This is a genomic window from Arthrobacter glycogeni, assembly GCF_054510815.1.
In genome coordinates this window covers 180,551-196,108 of record NZ_JBTNDV010000006.1, presented here as the reverse complement: position 1 = coordinate 196,108, position 15,558 = coordinate 180,551, and the positions used below count along the sequence as shown (strand labels likewise).

Annotated in this window: 14 protein-coding genes; 5 read left to right on the top strand and 9 right to left on the bottom strand. The window is 65.3% G+C overall.

Annotated elements, in window-relative coordinates; genetic code table 11:
• On the top strand, window positions 1–784 hold a 784-nt coding region (locus tag ACX80G_RS08845; RefSeq protein ID WP_459307266.1), incomplete at its 5' end, for an HNH endonuclease signature motif containing protein.
• Between the two features lie 240 nt (window positions 785–1,024).
• Here the strand turns inward: ACX80G_RS08845 and glpK are convergent.
• From glpK to ACX80G_RS08830, 3 genes are all read right to left on the bottom strand, one after another.
• On the bottom strand, window positions 1,025–2,539 hold the full coding sequence (gene glpK / locus ACX80G_RS08840; protein ID WP_459307265.1) for a glycerol kinase GlpK: 1,515 nt from the start codon (window positions 2,537–2,539) through the stop codon (window positions 1,025–1,027).
• Between the two features lie 92 nt (window positions 2,540–2,631).
• Entirely contained in the window at window positions 2,632–3,378 is a 747-nt protein-coding gene (locus tag ACX80G_RS08835) for an MIP/aquaporin family protein (protein WP_459307264.1), read from the bottom strand.
• A 134-nt stretch (window positions 3,379–3,512) separates the two neighbouring features.
• Window positions 3,513–5,291: a glycerol-3-phosphate dehydrogenase/oxidase gene (locus tag ACX80G_RS08830; protein ID WP_459307263.1), complete on the bottom strand. Its 1,779-nt coding sequence runs from the start codon at window positions 5,289–5,291 to the stop codon at window positions 3,513–3,515.
• Window positions 5,292–5,485: 194 nt separating this feature from the next.
• Here ACX80G_RS08830 and ACX80G_RS08825 point away from each other — a divergent pair, with 194 nt between their 5' ends.
• Genes ACX80G_RS08825 through ACX80G_RS08810 form a run of 4 tightly spaced genes read left to right on the top strand, consistent with a single transcriptional unit; the run spans window position 5,486 to window position 9,277 of the window.
• Entirely contained in the window at window positions 5,486–6,403 is a 918-nt protein-coding gene (locus ACX80G_RS08825; protein ID WP_459307275.1) for a sugar-binding transcriptional regulator, read from the top strand.
• Between the two features lie 28 nt (window positions 6,404–6,431).
• Window positions 6,432–7,268, top strand: a complete 837-nt coding sequence (locus ACX80G_RS08820) for an aldo/keto reductase (RefSeq protein ID WP_459307262.1) — start codon at window positions 6,432–6,434, stop codon at window positions 7,266–7,268.
• 3 nt (window positions 7,269–7,271) lie between these two features.
• A complete protein-coding gene (locus tag ACX80G_RS08815; RefSeq protein WP_459307261.1) occupies window positions 7,272–8,168 on the top strand; it encodes an alpha/beta fold hydrolase in 897 nt (298 codons plus the stop codon).
• On the top strand, window positions 8,165–9,277 hold the full coding sequence (locus ACX80G_RS08810; protein ID WP_459307260.1) for a glycosyltransferase family 4 protein: 1,113 nt from the start codon (window positions 8,165–8,167) through the stop codon (window positions 9,275–9,277). The genes ACX80G_RS08815 and ACX80G_RS08810 overlap by 4 nt, the downstream gene beginning before the upstream one ends.
• A 16-nt stretch (window positions 9,278–9,293) precedes the next feature.
• On the opposite strand, the gene ACX80G_RS08805 is transcribed toward ACX80G_RS08810, so the two are convergent.
• The 6 genes from ACX80G_RS08805 to mihF form a co-directional block, all read right to left on the bottom strand.
• Entirely contained in the window at window positions 9,294–11,528 is a 2,235-nt protein-coding gene (locus ACX80G_RS08805; RefSeq protein WP_459307259.1) for a primosomal protein N', read from the bottom strand.
• Between the two features lie 79 nt (window positions 11,529–11,607).
• Entirely contained in the window at window positions 11,608–12,822 is a 1,215-nt protein-coding gene (gene metK / locus ACX80G_RS08800) for a methionine adenosyltransferase (RefSeq protein WP_459307258.1), read from the bottom strand.
• 81 nt (window positions 12,823–12,903) lie between these two features.
• On the bottom strand, window positions 12,904–14,175 hold the full coding sequence (coaBC, locus tag ACX80G_RS08795; RefSeq protein ID WP_459307257.1) for a bifunctional phosphopantothenoylcysteine decarboxylase/phosphopantothenate--cysteine ligase CoaBC: 1,272 nt from the start codon (window positions 14,173–14,175) through the stop codon (window positions 12,904–12,906).
• A 16-nt stretch (window positions 14,176–14,191) separates the two neighbouring features.
• Window positions 14,192–14,455, bottom strand: coding sequence for a DNA-directed RNA polymerase subunit omega (gene rpoZ, locus ACX80G_RS08790; RefSeq protein WP_459307256.1), 264 nt, complete (start codon window positions 14,453–14,455; stop codon window positions 14,192–14,194).
• 75 nt (window positions 14,456–14,530) lie between these two features.
• A complete protein-coding gene (gmk, locus tag ACX80G_RS08785) occupies window positions 14,531–15,100 on the bottom strand; it encodes a guanylate kinase (RefSeq protein WP_459307255.1) in 570 nt (189 codons plus the stop codon).
• Between the two features lie 38 nt (window positions 15,101–15,138).
• The gene (mihF, locus tag ACX80G_RS08780) at window positions 15,139–15,468 is read right to left on the bottom strand and encodes an integration host factor, actinobacterial type (RefSeq protein ID WP_459307254.1); all 330 of its coding nucleotides are present in this window, start codon (window positions 15,466–15,468) and stop codon (window positions 15,139–15,141) included.
• Between the last annotated feature and the right edge of the window lie 90 nt (window positions 15,469–15,558).

The window sequence follows — 15,558 nt, the reverse complement described above, 5'->3', positions numbered from 1 at the left end:
CTACCACCGGGTCGACACTGCTGCCCGGAACTTGCAGGGCCCCGACGAGCCCCGCACCCTCACCCAACTCAGGGCTGACGTCCTCATCGACGCCCTCACCAGCGCCGGCCCGGGATCCGTTGGTGAGACCAACCCTGAGAGGGCTACCGGTGATTCTATTACCCGATCACGGGCCCGGTCACAGGCCGAAGCACCCGGTGAAGGCAACCAGTCCCGGGAGGGCAACCAGTCCGGTGAAGGCAACCAGTCGCGGGAAGGCAACCAGTTTTGGGGTGTGCAGGCGAAGGTTTTCGTGACGGTCCCGGTGTTGACCCTCATGGGTGGGGATGTGCCGGGTGAGTTGGAAGGGTACGGGCCAATCGACCCGGACACTGCCCGCAGGCTCGCCGGGCACGCGCCGTCGTTCACGAGGATCCTCACCCACCCGTATACGGGGGCCAGGCTGGGTGCTGATGCGACCACGTACCGGGTCCCCCAAGATTTACAGGACGCGGTCAGGGTACGGGATGGGACGTGCCGTCATCCGGGGTGTAACCGGTTGGCGGTGTTCTGCGAACTCGACCACACGATCCCCTGGTCCCGGGGCGGGAGGACCAGTTACTCAAATCTGGCAGCGCTCTGTAAACGTCACCACATGTTCAAAACGGAGGGTTTCTGGCAGTACACCCAACCCGAACCCGGGACGATCATCGCGATCTCCCCCGCCGGAGAAACCTACACCACCAAACCCAACCCACCACCCACACCACCACCACCGCGACCGGAAACCCCACCACCGTTCTGACCCGGCATGACTCTCCTACTGACGTGCGCCGAAGTGTGAGTTCGTGAACTCGCCCTCAGAACGCCGTCAGCCCGCCGAGTCTCAGCCCGCCATAGCTAAGTTCTCGGCGGAGGGGGCAGTCGGCCGACCATCGGGAAACCGACTGGCCGGGACGCACAGTAGGGGCGGTAGCCATCCGGAAAGATGGCCACCGCCCCTACTGTGAAACGACGCTAGGGTGATGGTGAAGGGGAATTGGCCCTACTTCACGTCCTCGTCGACCCAGTCGAACGTGCGTGTGACTGCCTTCTTCCAGAGGCGCATCTGGCGGTCACGCTCTCCGGTATCCATGGAGGGCGTCCACCGCTTGTCTTCGGCCCAGTTGGTGGCCAGTTCGTCGGTGTCCTTCCAGAACCCCACTGCCAGACCAGCCGCGTAGGCTGCACCCAACGCTGTGGTCTCGGTAACCTTGGGACGGATCACCGGGATGCCCAGGATGTCGGACTGGAACTGCATCAGCGCATCATTGGCCACCATGCCGCCGTCGACCCGCAGATCCTCCATGTCCACTCCGGAGTCGGCATTTGCCGCGTCGAGGACCTCACGGGTCTGAAACGCAGTGGCTTCGAGAGCCGCCCGGGCAATATGCCCCTTGTTGACGAACCGGGTCAGTCCCACAATCGCGCCGCGGGCTTCACCACGCCAGTACGGCGCAAACAGCCCGGAGAACGCGGGCACGATGTAAACGCCACCATTGTCCTCGACCGTCTCGGCTAGCTGTTCCACCTCAGGTGCCGACTTGATGATGCCCAGGTTGTCCCGGAGCCACTGGATCAACGACCCAGTGACAGCGATCGACCCCTCCAGGGCATAAACGGCCTTGGCATCACCGAGCTTGTAGCAAACTGTGGTCAGAAGCCCGTTCTTGGAATGAACAATCTCCTCACCAGTGTTGACGATCATGAAGTTTCCGGTGCCGTAGGTGTTCTTGGCCCCGCCCTTCTCGAACGCCGCCTGACCAAAGGTCGCCGCCTGCTGGTCGCCAAGGATGCCGGAGACCGGGACCTCACGCAGCAACTGCGACGTATGGACCGTCCCGTAAACCTCCGAAGACGACTTGATCTCCGGCATCATGGACTTCGGTACGCCGAACGCTGCAAGAATGCCGTCGTCCCAGGCTAAGGTTTCCAGGTCCATGAACATGGTCCGCGAGGCATTGGTGACGTCGGTAATGTGCACGCCGCCATCGGTGCCACCGGTGAGGTTCCAGGTGACCCACGAGTCGGTGTTGCCGAAGATCAGGTCCCCGGCCTCAGCCTTCGCCCGAGCTCCCTCAACATTGTCAAGGATCCACTTGATCTTGGTGCCCGAGAAGTAGGTAGCCAGCGGAAGCCCTACCTGCTGCTTAAACCGCTCCACACCCCCATCAGCCGCCAGCTCGTCGACGATGGGCTGCGTCCTGGTGTCCTGCCAGACAATCGCGTTATAGACAGGCTGTCCGGTGGTCTTGTCCCAGACCACCGCCGTCTCACGCTGGTTGGTGATGCCGACGGCGGCAATATCGTGCCGCGTCAGGTTCGCCTTCGACAATGCGTTGCCGATGACCTCCCTGGTGTTGTTCCAGATCTCGATGGGATCATGCTCCACCCAGCCGGCTTTGGGGAAGATCTGCTCGTGTTCCTTCTGACCTGAGGACACGATGTTCCCGCTGTGATCGAAGACGATCGCCCGGCTGGAGGTGGTGCCCTGGTCAATCGCTATAACGTACTTCGACATGTAGTGCTCCTCTTTGAGTTTCTGTCGGTAAATGGTGTCCGTGCGCACGGTTGCAAAACCGCCGCCCGAAGGTTTCTAACTGGCAACCTCTGCTAGGAGGTCACTGCCGGAAGGGTGACCAGCATGGCGACCAGGCCGCCCAGCACACCACCAATCAGTGGACCGACTACTGGAACCCAGGAGTAACCCCAGTCGCTGCCGCCCTTACCCTTGATGGGAAGGAGCGCATGCACAATGCGCGGCCCGAGGTCACGTGCCGGGTTGATGGCGTAGCCGGTAGGTCCACCCAGCGATGCGCCGATGCCAACCACCAAGAGCGCGACGGCCAGCGGGCCAAGCCCTGACGGAGTTCCCGCGAAGGCAATCACCACGAACACCAGCACGAAGGTGCCGATGATTTCCGTCATCAGGTTCCAGGCGTTCGAACGGATCGCTGGGCCAGTGGAGAATACGCCCAACTTGTTTGCTGGGTCGGGTTCGGCGTCGAAGTGCTGCTTGTACGCGAGCCAGCACAACACGGCACCAATCATGGCGCCGAGTAGCTGAGCCGCGAAGTACGCCAGTACGTTGACGAACGACTTGTCGATATCCGGTCCAAGCGTGGCGATATCGGAATTGACCAGCAGGCCGACAGTGACGGCAGGATTCAGGTGCGCACCCGAAAGCGCCGCGACATACACGCCCGCGAACACCGCCAGGCCCCACCCGAAGTTGACCATCAGAAATCCGCCGTTGTTGCCCTTGGTACCGGCCAACGCGACGTTGGCAACGACGCCTGTACCGAGCAACAGCAGCAACATGGTGCCGAACATTTCGGCAACGAATGCTTCCAGAGACATCTTTGACTCCTCTAACTATTCATTTTTGTCGACCCCAACCCGTTGGGCTGGGGTCGATTGCTCCCCCCGGCAACTGCTGCCGTTGGTCCTACAGCCGCTCAGGGAGCGACAATCAGCTGCGCGCCAGGTACGGGCTACGCAACCAAATCTTCGCTGGGAACTGTGTGCCATTCCCGCAGCACCCGTTCAGCCAGTTCGATCTCTGCGGATACTGTATCGCCGCTCCAGCCCAGCAGGGGGGCAAGCACTTCGGCGAGTTCCTGCAGCAACTCGCTGGTCACCAGTCCCCTGAAGGCGATCGACGTCCGGCGAATCAGTACATCCACTACGTGGCCCACCTGCTCGTGATCCACCATGTAGGCCAGCTCGCGGCGGCTGAGTTCTGGAGTGGACATCAATAGCTGGTCGGCGCCGGCCCGCAAATAGTCCATGACGTCGACGGCGCGGGTCCCGTACCGGGTCAACAGGACCTCTACCCGAGCGGCTGACAGCCCCGGTTCGAGGTGAGCGGTCACCCAGGCCTTTTCACCGGACGGCGTAGTGGGGAATCCCCGTCCGCCGCCGATCGCGAGGCCCGCGGTCGTCGTCGTGCGCTGTTTCCCCAGGATGGCCAGGACATCGTTGGTCATGTGCTCGGACAGGGCGCGGAAGGTGGTCCATTTGCCGCCGACCAGGCTCAGCGTGGTCACCGCCCGGCCGCCCGAGTGATCCTGCCGCTTCTCAATCCGGTAGTCGCGTGACACGAAGCCCGGCTGCGTGTCGTCGTGCCGCGGCAACGGGCGGACGCCGGAGAAGCTGAAGACGACGTCGGCCGGCTGGACAACGATCGACGGGAACACCTGCCCGATCAGCTCGATAAAGTAGTCAACCTCTTCGGGGGTACAGACGGGCGGCGTATCCAGATCGGTGTCGATGTCGGTGGTCCCCACCAGCACGCGATCCCCGATCGGGTAGACCAGCACGATGCGGCCATCGGTGTGTTCGAAGAAAATCTCGCGGCCCGCGCAGGCCGCCAGCAGTTCGGGGTGATCCAGGACGATATGCGAGCCCTTGGTGCCACCCATGAACGTGCTGGCCTCGCCGAGCGCATCGTTGGTCCCGTCAACCCAGGCGCCCGTCGCATTGACGACGACGTCGGCCGCGAAGCTGAATTCCTCACCGGTGAGTTCGTCCCGCAGCAGCACCGAACCATTGTCGCGCCCGATGGCGCTCACATAGTTGGTGGCCCGGGCCTCGGGGTTAGCGGCAAGACCGTCGCGGAGGACGTCAAGGGTCATCCGTTCGGGGTTGTGCACCGACGCGTCGAAGTAGGTAGCCGTGTACCGCACATCGGGCCGTAGATCAGGAAGCTGGGCCAGGGACACCCGGCGACCGGCAAACCGGTGACGTGGGACGGCCCCGCCGTCCCGCGAGAACCAGTCGTACATGGTCAGGCCCGCCTTGATCAGGAAGGCACCCCGCTCGCGCGGCTGGCCGTGCTGGCGGTGGGTGAGGAACCGCAGCGGCGCGGCGAGGATTCCGGAGAACGTGCTGAAGATGGGGATGGTGGTTTGGAGCGGTTTGACGTAGTGGGGTGCCGTCTTCAGCAAGGCATTGCGCTCCACCACTGATTCGCGGACCAGCCGGAACTCGCCGTTCTCGAGGTACCGGATTCCGCCGTGGATCATGTGGGAGGAAGCCCCCGACGCTCCCTGACAATAGTCGCCACGCTCCACCAGGGTGACATCGACGCCCTGCAGTGCAAGGTCCCTGAACGTTCCCACGCCGTTGATCCCGCCACCGATGATCAGGACGGAGGCCCGGGGCGTCTTCTTCAGCTGCTGCACCCCTGGCCGTTCAGCGGGCGTACTGGCGGCACCATTCGCACCGGCGGATTCAGCCAAAACAATCTCCTCAACAATAATCGGCCGCATTGCATCCGCAGCCGTCCCACCTATTCTTGAAATGCTGGGAATAATAGTCAATGGTGTTGCACATACGTGCACGAGAGACGGAGGATTTGGCGATGAACGTTCAACCCGACACTGAAAGAACCGACCCTGCTGCACAATCTTCCGCTCAGGACGTCAAACGGTCAAGGAGCGGCGATGCCCTCCGGGCAGCCCAGATGTACTACCTGCAGGACCTGACCATGAACGCCATCGCACGCGAGCTGCGGACCTCGCGGTCGACGGTCTCGCGGCTGCTGTCGATGGCCCGGGAAACCGGTCTGGTGCAGATCCAGGTGAACAACCCGCTGCAGCGGGCACCGTCCCTGGAACAGCAAATCCGGCGCCAGTATGGGGTGGAAGCCCATGTGGTCCCGGTGACCGACATCGTCAGCGACTCCGAAGTGCTGGACCGCGTCGCCATCCAGGCGGCGCGCACCATCGGCCCTCTCGTCGATTCCAACGCCGTCATCGGTGTGGCCTGGGGCTCAACCGTGAGCGCTGTCAGCTACCACCTGACCCGCAAGGTCACCCATGACAGCACCATCGTGCAGCTCAACGGCGCGGGCAACACGCAGACCACCGGGATCACCTATGCCAGCGAGATCCTGCGCCGGTTTGGCCAGGCCTACGGTGCCCGGGTGGAACAGTTCCCGGTCCCCGCCTTCTTCGATCACGCCGAAACCAAGACCGCGATGTGGGCGGAGCGTAGCGTTCTGCGGATTCTCGACCTCCAGCGGCGGATGACGATGGCCATTTTCGGGGTCGGTTCGATTGGTTCCGGCATTCCCAGCCACGTGTACTCCGGCGGCTATCTCGACGACGACGACCTGCGGACGCTTGAGGAGCACCGGGTGGTCGGCGATGTGGCAACCATGTTCTTCAGGGCCGACGGTTCGCACAGCGACGTCCTCCTCAACCAGCGCAGCACCGGACCCGAACTCGACTTGCTCAGGCAGGTGCGCCGGCGGATCTGCGTGGTGTCGGGTGAGACGAAGATCAATGGGCTGCGCGGCGCACTGGCGGCCGGGCTCGCCACCGATCTGATCCTTGATGAGGGCTCGGCACGACGGTTGGTGCACGGCGGGTCACGCTGACCCACGCCGGTTTCGGTATTGTCGAGGTATGCATAAGGCGCCGAAAATTGCTCTCAACAACGGGGTACAGATCGACCAGATCGGCTACGGGGTGTACAAGGTGCCACCCGGGACGACGCGAGACCTGTGCGCCCTGGCACTGGAGGCCGGCTACCGCACCATCGACACCGCGGCGATGTACGGCAACGAGCCGGGAGTGGGCCGCGCGGTCCGCGACGCCGTCGCCGCCGGCTGGCTGGAGCGCGCTGACGTCTTCGTCACCACCAAGGTGTGGAACGAGAACCACGGGTACGACTCGACCCTTCGTGCCTTCGATTCCTCCCAGCAGGCGCTTGGCCTGGACACCATTGACCTGGTTCTGATCCACTGGCCCTGCCCGGACAAAGACCTCTACGTCGATACGTTCCGAGCGCTGGAACAGCTGTATCACGACGGCCGGGTGCGGGCCATCGGGGTGTCCAACTTCCAGCTTCCACACCTTGAACGGCTGCTCGCTGAAACATCGGTGGTCCCCGCCATCAACCAGGTCGAGTTGCACCCCTACCTTCAGCAGCACGCGTTACGTCGGTTCCACGACACTCACGGCATCATCACCCAGGCCTGGAGTCCGCTGGGCCGGGGTGCCATCCTGGCCGACCCGGTAATCAGCCGGATCGCTACCGAGCTGGGTCGGACGCCCGCCCAGGTGGTACTGCGCTGGCAGGTGCAGTCCGGCCATGCGGTCCTCCCCAAGGCGAGCAGCCGGGAGCGGATCGCCAGCAACCTCGACGTCTACGGGTTCGACCTCAGCCCCCAACACCTTGAAGCGCTTGCGGCCCTCGATCGGGACACCCGCTTCGGTTCACACCCGGACCGGGTGAACTAGGTCGTGCCCACCCCCGCCATCACTGTGACCCGCGAGGCCACAGTGGTCACCCTTTCCTACCGCGGTGCAGCCCAGCACTTTTGGGACTTCCCGCCGGTAGCCGGCACGGACCCGGCGGGGCCCTCCATCTTCATGGTGCACGGTTTCAGGGGCGACCACCACGGTCTGCTCCGCGTCATCGAAGAACTCCCTGCCCACCGGATCGTCGTCCCCGACCTGCCCGGGTTTGGCCAGTCGGAGCCGCTGGACGGGGTGCACGACGTCGACGCGTACGCCGATTTCGTCGGCTTCAGCGTCGCCGCGCTCGGGCTGGGCAACGGCTTGGTGCTCCTGGGGCACTCGTTCGGGTCCATTGTGGCGGCCCGATGGGCGGGGGCGCACCCGACGGCGATCGCCGCCCTGGTCCTCATCAACCCGATCTGCGAACCAGCGCTGGAGGGCTCCAACCGGTGGGCCTCGAAGCTGGCAGCCCTCTATTACCGGGCGGGGGCAGCCCTCCCCGAAAAACTGGGCTTGGCCCTGCTCGGTAATCCGCTGATCGTCCTCGGAATGAGTTCCCTAATGGCCAAAACCCGGGATCGCACCCTGCGCAAATATATTCATGGCCAGCATCTGAGCTACTTCAGTACGTTCGCCAGCCGCCGCGTGCTGCTTGAAGCGTTCCAAGCATCGATCACCGGGACGGTCAGGGACAGCGCGGCGCAGCTCGCGATGCCGGTGCTGCTGGTCGCGGCAGAGAAGGACGACCTGGGGTCGGTCACCGGTCAGCGGGCACTCGCCGCGATGATCGCCAACTGCCGGCTGGAAATCATAGAGCGGGTGGGACATCTGGTGCACTATGAGACCCCCCGCGAGGCTGCTGGACTCATCAACACCTTCCTCGAGGAAACCCTCCGATGAGGATCCTGTTCGACGCCCGGTTCACCCGACTCGATCAGCACGACGGCATCAGCCGCTACGGCGCCAGCCTGATCGCAGCGGCAGCGGAGCGCGCCGAGGTGGTGATGCTGATTTCCGACCGGCGCCAGCTGAAACTCCTTCCCGACGTCCCCTACGTCATGATCAACTCCCCCCTGTCCCCGGGCGAGCTGTTCGTGGCGGCCCGGATCAACCGCCTGCGGCCCGACGTCGTCGTCTGCCCGATGCAGACGATGGGCAGCTGGGGCCGAACCTATCCCCTTGTGCTCACCCTGCACGACCTGATCTACTACCAGAACCCACAACCGCCAGGTTTTCTGCCCCTACCGGTCAGGGCACTCTGGCGGCTCTACCACCTGGCGTACTGGCCGCAGCGGCTGCTGCTCAACCGGGCCGACGTCGTCGCCACCATCTCCGAGACCACCCGTCAGCTGATGGCTGAGCATCGGCTGACCCGCCGCCCGGTGCGGCTGGTCGGAAACGCGCCGCAGGCCGACACGATGGTCCGCGCACCCGGTGTCAAACCCGGGCGGGATCTGCTCTACATGGGGTCGTTCATGCCGTACAAGAATGTTGAGTCAATCGTCACGGGAATGCGTGGTCTCGACGGGTACACGCTGCACCTGCTCAGCCGGATCACCGATGATCGCCGCGGCGAACTGGAAAGGTTGATCCCGCCGGGCCAGCGGGTCACCTTCCACAACGGGGTCAGCGATGAGGACTACCAACAGCTGCTGCGCTCGGCCGCCGCGCTGGTGACCTTGTCCCGCGCCGAAGGGTATGGCCTCCCGATCATCGAGGCCATGGCCGCCGGAACTCCGGTGATTGCCGCGGACACCCCGATCTTCAGGGAGGTCGGAGGGGATGCTGCCCTCTACGTCGACCCCGATCAGCCGGCTCAGTTTACTGCGGCTGTCCGTGCCCTGGCGGAACCCGAACGGTGGGAGCGGGCGTCGTCTGCGGGCCGTGCGCAGGCGGGGACCTATTCCTGGGACCGGTCGGCCGAGCAGTTGCTTGAGGCTGCCGCTATTGCCACGGTCGAGCATGCCGGCCGGGCGCGGTGGCGCCGGTGGCTGAGCTTCGGCGGATGAGGATTGTCCCGCTTGGCTAGATGAGGTCGGCAGCGTCACAGCGGATATGTACGGGTTCGGTAGTCGCTTTGGCTGACATGGCCGCCTTGCGGGCCTTCAGCCACGCGGTCGCCGCGGGCGCGCTGCGGTAGCTGAAGAACAACAACAGCCGGTGCTGATCCGCGCTGGAGGTCTGTGTATCGGCTTTGTCGGCTCGTTGGCCTTGTCCTGCCGGCCGTCCGCCCGCGGCGCGACCGGTCTGCCCTGGGATGGGCATGGGACCGACAATGCGCAGGAAAAGCCCCGAGTCGAGGCCCCCGGTAAAGGCCGCCAGCGCCTCCCGGGATCCGGTCAATGCGGCGAACCGGACGGCGGGCGGCAACCCCAGGTCGGTCCGGGTGGAGAGTTCGCGCCCCGCTGCCCCCTGCGGGTCCCAGCGCACCAGGTGCCCGACCGCGGTCGAATCATCGGCGGTGATCACCACCAGCCCGCCGTCGGGAGCAGGGCGGGCCAGCAAGGCGGCGGTAAACCACCGTCGCAGGGTGTCCTCCCCCGCCCGCAAGGATTCGCGGGACAGCATCGCTGAGCCGTCCAGCAGAATCACCGCCGCGTAGCCGCCCTCTGCCAGCGGTTCGGCGCCCGGGGTGGCCACCACCACCGCTGGCGTGTTGGGCACGGTGTCGAGGATGTGTTCGCCGGCGGAGGAGTACACCTTCGCGCCGGGGAAGGCCCGCCCCAGCTCCTCGGCGGTCCGGGTGGCACCGGCGACCGTCGCGCGCAGCCGTGGGCTGCCGCAGTTGGCGCAGGTCCAGTGCGGGTCGGGTTTTCCGCACCACCGGCACCCGGGGGCACCGCCGCGGCCGGTCTGGGCGAGCGGCCCGGTGCACGCACTACAGCGCGCCGGTTCGCGGCAGTCCTCACAGGCCAGAGCCGGCGAAAAACCGGTGCGGGCCACCTGGAGTAAGACGGGGCCGCGGGCCAGCCCCTCGGAAGCGGCCTGCCACGCGGCATGAGGAATTCGGCCGCGGGCAGCGAGCGGATCCCGGGCCAGCTGAAACTCGTCCCCCGTGTGCACAACCCGCGGCGCGCTCCGTCGCACCTCGGAACGGTCGGCGGCGATAGCCTGTGCCCAGCCCGTGGACACCAACCGGTGCGCCTCCGTGCTCTGCGATCCGGCCGCGAGCAACGCTGCGCAGCCCTCCTGCTCGGCGCGGAGCAGCAACACTTCGCGAATGTGCTGGTAGGGCGCCCGCTGCTCCTGGTGAAGGTCGTCGCCGTCGTCCCACACGCACACCAGGCCCAGGTCCTGAACCGGGGCGTAGGCCGCCGATCGGGTACCGACCGCCACCCGCACCTGCCCGTTGAGAAGCTTCAGGAAGTTGCGGTACCGCGGGGTTGGCCCGTCCTCGGCGGTCAGCCGTGCCACCTTCTCGGCACCCAGCCGGTGGTCAAGTGCCGCCTCGACCCGTGCCAGGTCCCGCTGGTCGGGGACGACCACGACGGCGCCGCGTCCCGTGTGCCAGACCGCGGCGACTGCTTCGGCAATTTCGGCCGGCCAATCCCGCGGCCCGTACCCGCCGAGGCTGGTCAACACCGCGCGGGGGCTGTGCCCGGCGGCCAGGTGCCGGAGAAAGCTGGCTCCGTTGGCGTAACGGCCGAGGAGTGGTTCCACGGCAGCCTGGGGATCAGCCGGGTCAGTGGCGGACGGGTCAGTGGCGGGGACGTCGACGGCGAGGAGGTCAGTGGTGGGCAGGTCGACGGCGGGCGGTTCGAAGGCGGCTGGTTCGGCCGCGGCAGCAAAAGCCGTGTCGACCCTCGCCATTCGGGGCGGGATGGCAACCTTCAGTACGTCGCTGACGGTGCCGGCATAGCGAGCCGCGATGGCCCGGCTGAGAGCCAGCACCTCCGGGGTGAGGACCCGCTGCTGCGACAGGACCTTCAGCAGCGGCAGTAGCCGGGTGGTGCTGTCGCTGGTGGCCGATCGTTCAACGATGAACCCGGTGTGCTCCCGCCCGCTGAAGCGCACCTTGACCCGCACCCCGGGCTGGGCTGGCGCGGCGAGTTCCTCGGGCACTGAATAGTCGAACACCCGGTCGAGGTGCGGCAACGGTGAATCGAGAATGACCTGGGCCACCGGGAGGTCCCCAGCGGGCACCGGGGCGCCCAGGGCATGCGGCGCCGTCGGGAATCCCTGCAGCAGCGACAGCTGGACGGCTCCCCCACTGCCCGAGCCCTCCGGTCGTTTCAGGGGGCCGCCGGTAGCTGGGGGCACGCCGCGCCGCGGGGTCTGTCGACTGCCGCCGCCCCCGAGCCCGGACCCGGACCCGTTGCCGTTGCCGGATGGCCGCATCCTAGGCGTTGAAGTAGCTCCGCAGCTTGTCCACGCGGTCAGTGAGTTCCCAGTTGAACCCGACATCCTCGCGCCCGAAGTGGCCGTGAGCGGCGGTCTTCTGGTAGATCGGGCGCAGCAGATCCAGGGCGTTGATGATGCCGAGCGGACGCAGGTCGAAGACCTCGCGAATGGCTTTGCCGATGGCGGCTGGGTCGACGGTCTCGGTGCCGAAGGTTTCGACGTAGATGCCCACGGGCTGCGCCATGCCGATCGCGTAGGCGATCTGAATTTCGGCGCGCCGTGCCAGTCCGGCGGCGACAACATTCTTCGCCACCCACCGCATGGCGTAGGCTGCCGAGCGGTCCACCTTCGAGGGGTCCTTGCCGCTGAAGGCGCCACCGCCGTGGCGGGCCATGCCGCCGTAGGTGTCGACGATGATCTTGCGTCCGGTCAGGCCGGCGTCGCCGACCGGGCCACCGATAACGAAGTCGCCGCCGGGGTTGAGAATGTGACGGACCTTGCTGACGTCCAGTTCGGACGCCGCCAGGACCGGGTCAATGACATGGGTGACGAGGTCGGCCCGTAGCTGCTCCAGGTCGACACCCTGCGCGTGCTGGGACGACACGACGACGGAATCCACCGAGACGGGGACGTCTCCGTCGTAGCCTATGGTGACCTGGGTCTTGCCGTCGGGACGGAGATAGTCGAGGGTGCCATCCTTGCGGACGTTCGTCAGGCGTTCGGACAGGCGGTGTGCCAACCAGATGGGGGTCGGCATGAGCACCGAGGTCTCGTCGCTGGCATACCCGAACATGATGCCCTGGTCGCCGGCGCCCTGCGCGTCGTAGGGGTCCAGCCCGGTTCCCTGCCGGGTCTCCAGCGAGTTGAACACACCGTTGGCGATTTCGGGTGACTGCTGGCCAATCGACACCGACACGCCGCAGCGTGCGCCGTCAAATCCGTTGGCTGACGAGTCGTAGCCGATCCCCAGCAGGGTCTGACGCACCAGTTCGGGGATTTCGACGTATGCCTCGGTGGTGACCTCGCCTGCAACGTGGACCAGGCCTGTAGTGACGAGGGTTTCTACTGCGACCCGTGATTTAGGGTCCTTTGCCAGCATGGCGTCGAGGATGGCATCGCTAATCTGGTCACAGATCTTGTCCGGGTGGCCTTCGGTGACAGATTCCGAGGTAAACAGGCGCAGGTCGCTGCGGACGGGATTGGCTGAATTCACTTGATCACTCTACTTGGTTCGACCGACAGGATGGCGGGTTGGGTGACGGACTGTGTGCGGGACTGCGTGACTGGCGCGAGACTAGCCGCGACCCGACAGGGCTGCTGCTACCCGGGCCACCACGGCCGTGGCTACGTCGGCTTTGGTACCGATAACCTCAACAGGTTCGGCGCCGCCGGCGTCGAGGATGGTTGCGATCGTGTCATCACGGCCGAACACCTTGCCGTCGCCCACCTGATTCAGCACCAGGTAGTCGCAGCCTTTGCGTGTCAGCTTCTCCCACGCATGGTCCAGAGGGTTTCCGGTGGGGTCGCCGGTTTCGGCAGCGAACCCGACGATGACCGGTCCGGCACCTGCCGCACCACGCTGCTCGGCACTGCGTTGTTCAACTGCTTCCCGCAGGATGTCGGGGGTGCGCACCAGCGTGATCACCGGGTCGACGCCGTCGGTTCGCTTCTTGATTTTGGTGAGTACCGGGTCCGCGGGGCGGAAGTCGGCGACCGCTGCGGCCATGATCAGCACGTCGGCTTGCTTGGCTGCGCTAAGGGTGGCGATCCTCAGCTCCTCGGCGGTCTCCACCAGCACCAGTTCGACGCCGTCGGGCGCGGCGACTTCAACGTGGGCGACAATCAGCTCAACGGTCGCCCCCTCGGCGAGGGCAGCGGCGGCCAGGGCCATGCCCTGTTTCCCCGAGGAGCGGTTGCCGAGGTAACGGACCGGATCGATCGGTTCACGGGTGCCGCCGGCGGTGATCACCACGCGGCGTCCGGCGAGCGAACCGTTGGCTGTGCCATCACCCGTGGGACGATCTGCTGAGGCGCCGCGCGCTGCACCATGCGCAGCCAGTGCGGCAGCGTAAATGGCGGCGGGTTCGGGCAGCCTGCCCGCGCCCGAATCGGTGCCGGTCAACCGTCCGGAGGCGGGATCGAGCACGACGATGCCACGGTTTCGGAGGGTCGCCACGTTGGCGACGGTGGCCGGGTGATGCCACATTTCGGTGTGCATGGCCGGTGCCATCAGGACGGGACAGCTGGCCATCAGCAGGGTCCCAGTCAACAGATCGTTGGCAAGTCCGGCGGCCGCCCGGGCGAGGAGGTCGGCGGTGGCGGGCGCGACGACGACCAGGTCGGCGTGCTGCCCCAGCCGGACGTGATTGACCTTGTCAACATCGTCGAACACGCTGTTGCTGACCGGGTTGCCGGAAAGGGCCTCCCAGGTCGCGGTTCCCACGAACCGCGTGGCGGCGTCGGTGGGGATCACCGTGACGTCGTGCCCCGCTTCGGTAAAAAGTCGGAGGAGGGAAGCCACCTTATAGGCGGCGATCCCTCCCCCGACTCCGAGAATTATGCGCACGTGGTTAGGTGATGCGTTACTGCTCGGTGGGTTCGACCGGCGTGGAGACGAGCATGCCCTCGTTGATTTCGCGCAGGGCGATCGAGAGTGGCTTTTCGTTCAGGCGGGTGTCGACCAGCGGCCCAACATACTCGAACAGACCCTCGTGGAGCTGGGAGTAGTACGCGTTGATCTGGCGGGCACGCTTGGCACCGTAGATCACCAGGGCATACTTCGAGTCCGACGCCTCCAGCAGGGAGTCGATCGGCGGGTTGATGATGCCTTCAGGCTGTGTTGACACAAATACTCCGTAAATGGTTCAGATTGTGTAAATGGTTCAGATTGTTGGTGGCTGCCGAGCTTCCGGGTCGCCTGTCTAGCGCTCGAGAGGGCTCAATCCCATCAGTGATACAAGCTCGTCCGCTGCCCGCTGAACACTGTCATTGACCACCGTGTGATCGAATTCAGGTTCCGCAGCAAGTTCTAGTTTAGCGGTTTCCAGCCGTTGCTGCTGTTCCTCCTCGGTTTCGGTTCCGCGGCCAACCAACCGGCGCACCATTTCCTCCCAGCTGGGAGGGGACAGGAACACGAAATTTGCTTCAGGCATTGACATTTTGACCTGCCGTGCGCCTTGCAGATCAATCTCCAGCAACACCGACTTTCCGTCGGCCATGGCGGCGTCGACCGTCCGGCGGAGGGTGCCGTACCGGTTCCGTCCGTGCACCAGTGCCCACTCCAGCAGCTGCTCCGACGCCACCAGGTCGTCAAACTCGGCATTGCTGACGAAGAAGTAGTGGACGCCGTCCACCTCCCCCGGCCGTGCTGGTCTGGTGGTGGCCGAAACCGACAGCCAGACCTGCGGATAATTGTCGCGGATATAGGTGGATACGGTTCCCTTACCGACGGCCGTTGGCCCGGCGAGTACTGTCAGCCGAGGCTGCGACACGTGGTTCCTCACTTGTAGGGTTCCTGGTTTCGCCCCGTTCAGGGCGAAGGATCCTGCTTTGCTAAATGTTCGATCAGGGCCCGGCGCTGGTGTACTCCCAGCCCACGCACGCGGCGTGTCGCCGCGATGCCGACGTCGTTCATGATGCCCGCTGCCCGCACCTCGCCGACGCCGGGTAGTGCTTTCAGCAGGTCGATGACTTTCAGGCGGCCCACTGCCACGTCCCTGGACATGCCGTTGACCACGTCGCCGACGGTGGTCTCCCCGGTTTTCAATTTCACCTTCAGTTCGGCCCTGACGGCACGGGCCGCTGTGGCTTTCTCGCGCGCTCGCGTCCGTTCGGAGTCCGATAGCGGCTTCAAGCTCACAAGTGCTCCCCTGCAGTAGGCACCGTCCCGCGCTAAACGCTCGGGAAAATGCGATTCTTGTGGAATGGGCTTGCACTGAACCTATCTGTA

Bases quoted from the DNA above. Each gene is read 5' to 3' on its own strand.
- glpK (WP_459307265.1), bottom strand. From the start codon at position 2,539: ATGTCGAAGTACGTTATAGCGATTGACCAGGGCACCACCTCCAGCCGG.
- ACX80G_RS08835 (WP_459307264.1), bottom strand. From the start codon at position 3,378: ATGTCTCTGGAAGCATTCGTTGCCGAAATGTTCGGCACCATGTTGCTG.
- ACX80G_RS08830 (WP_459307263.1), bottom strand. From the start codon at position 5,291: ATGCGGCCGATTATTGTTGAGGAGATTGTTTTGGCTGAATCCGCCGGT.
- ACX80G_RS08825 (WP_459307275.1), top strand. From the start codon at position 5,486: ATGTACTACCTGCAGGACCTGACCATGAACGCCATCGCACGCGAGCTG.
- ACX80G_RS08820 (WP_459307262.1), top strand. From the start codon at position 6,432: ATGCATAAGGCGCCGAAAATTGCTCTCAACAACGGGGTACAGATCGAC.
- ACX80G_RS08810 (WP_459307260.1), top strand. From the start codon at position 8,165: ATGAGGATCCTGTTCGACGCCCGGTTCACCCGACTCGATCAGCACGAC.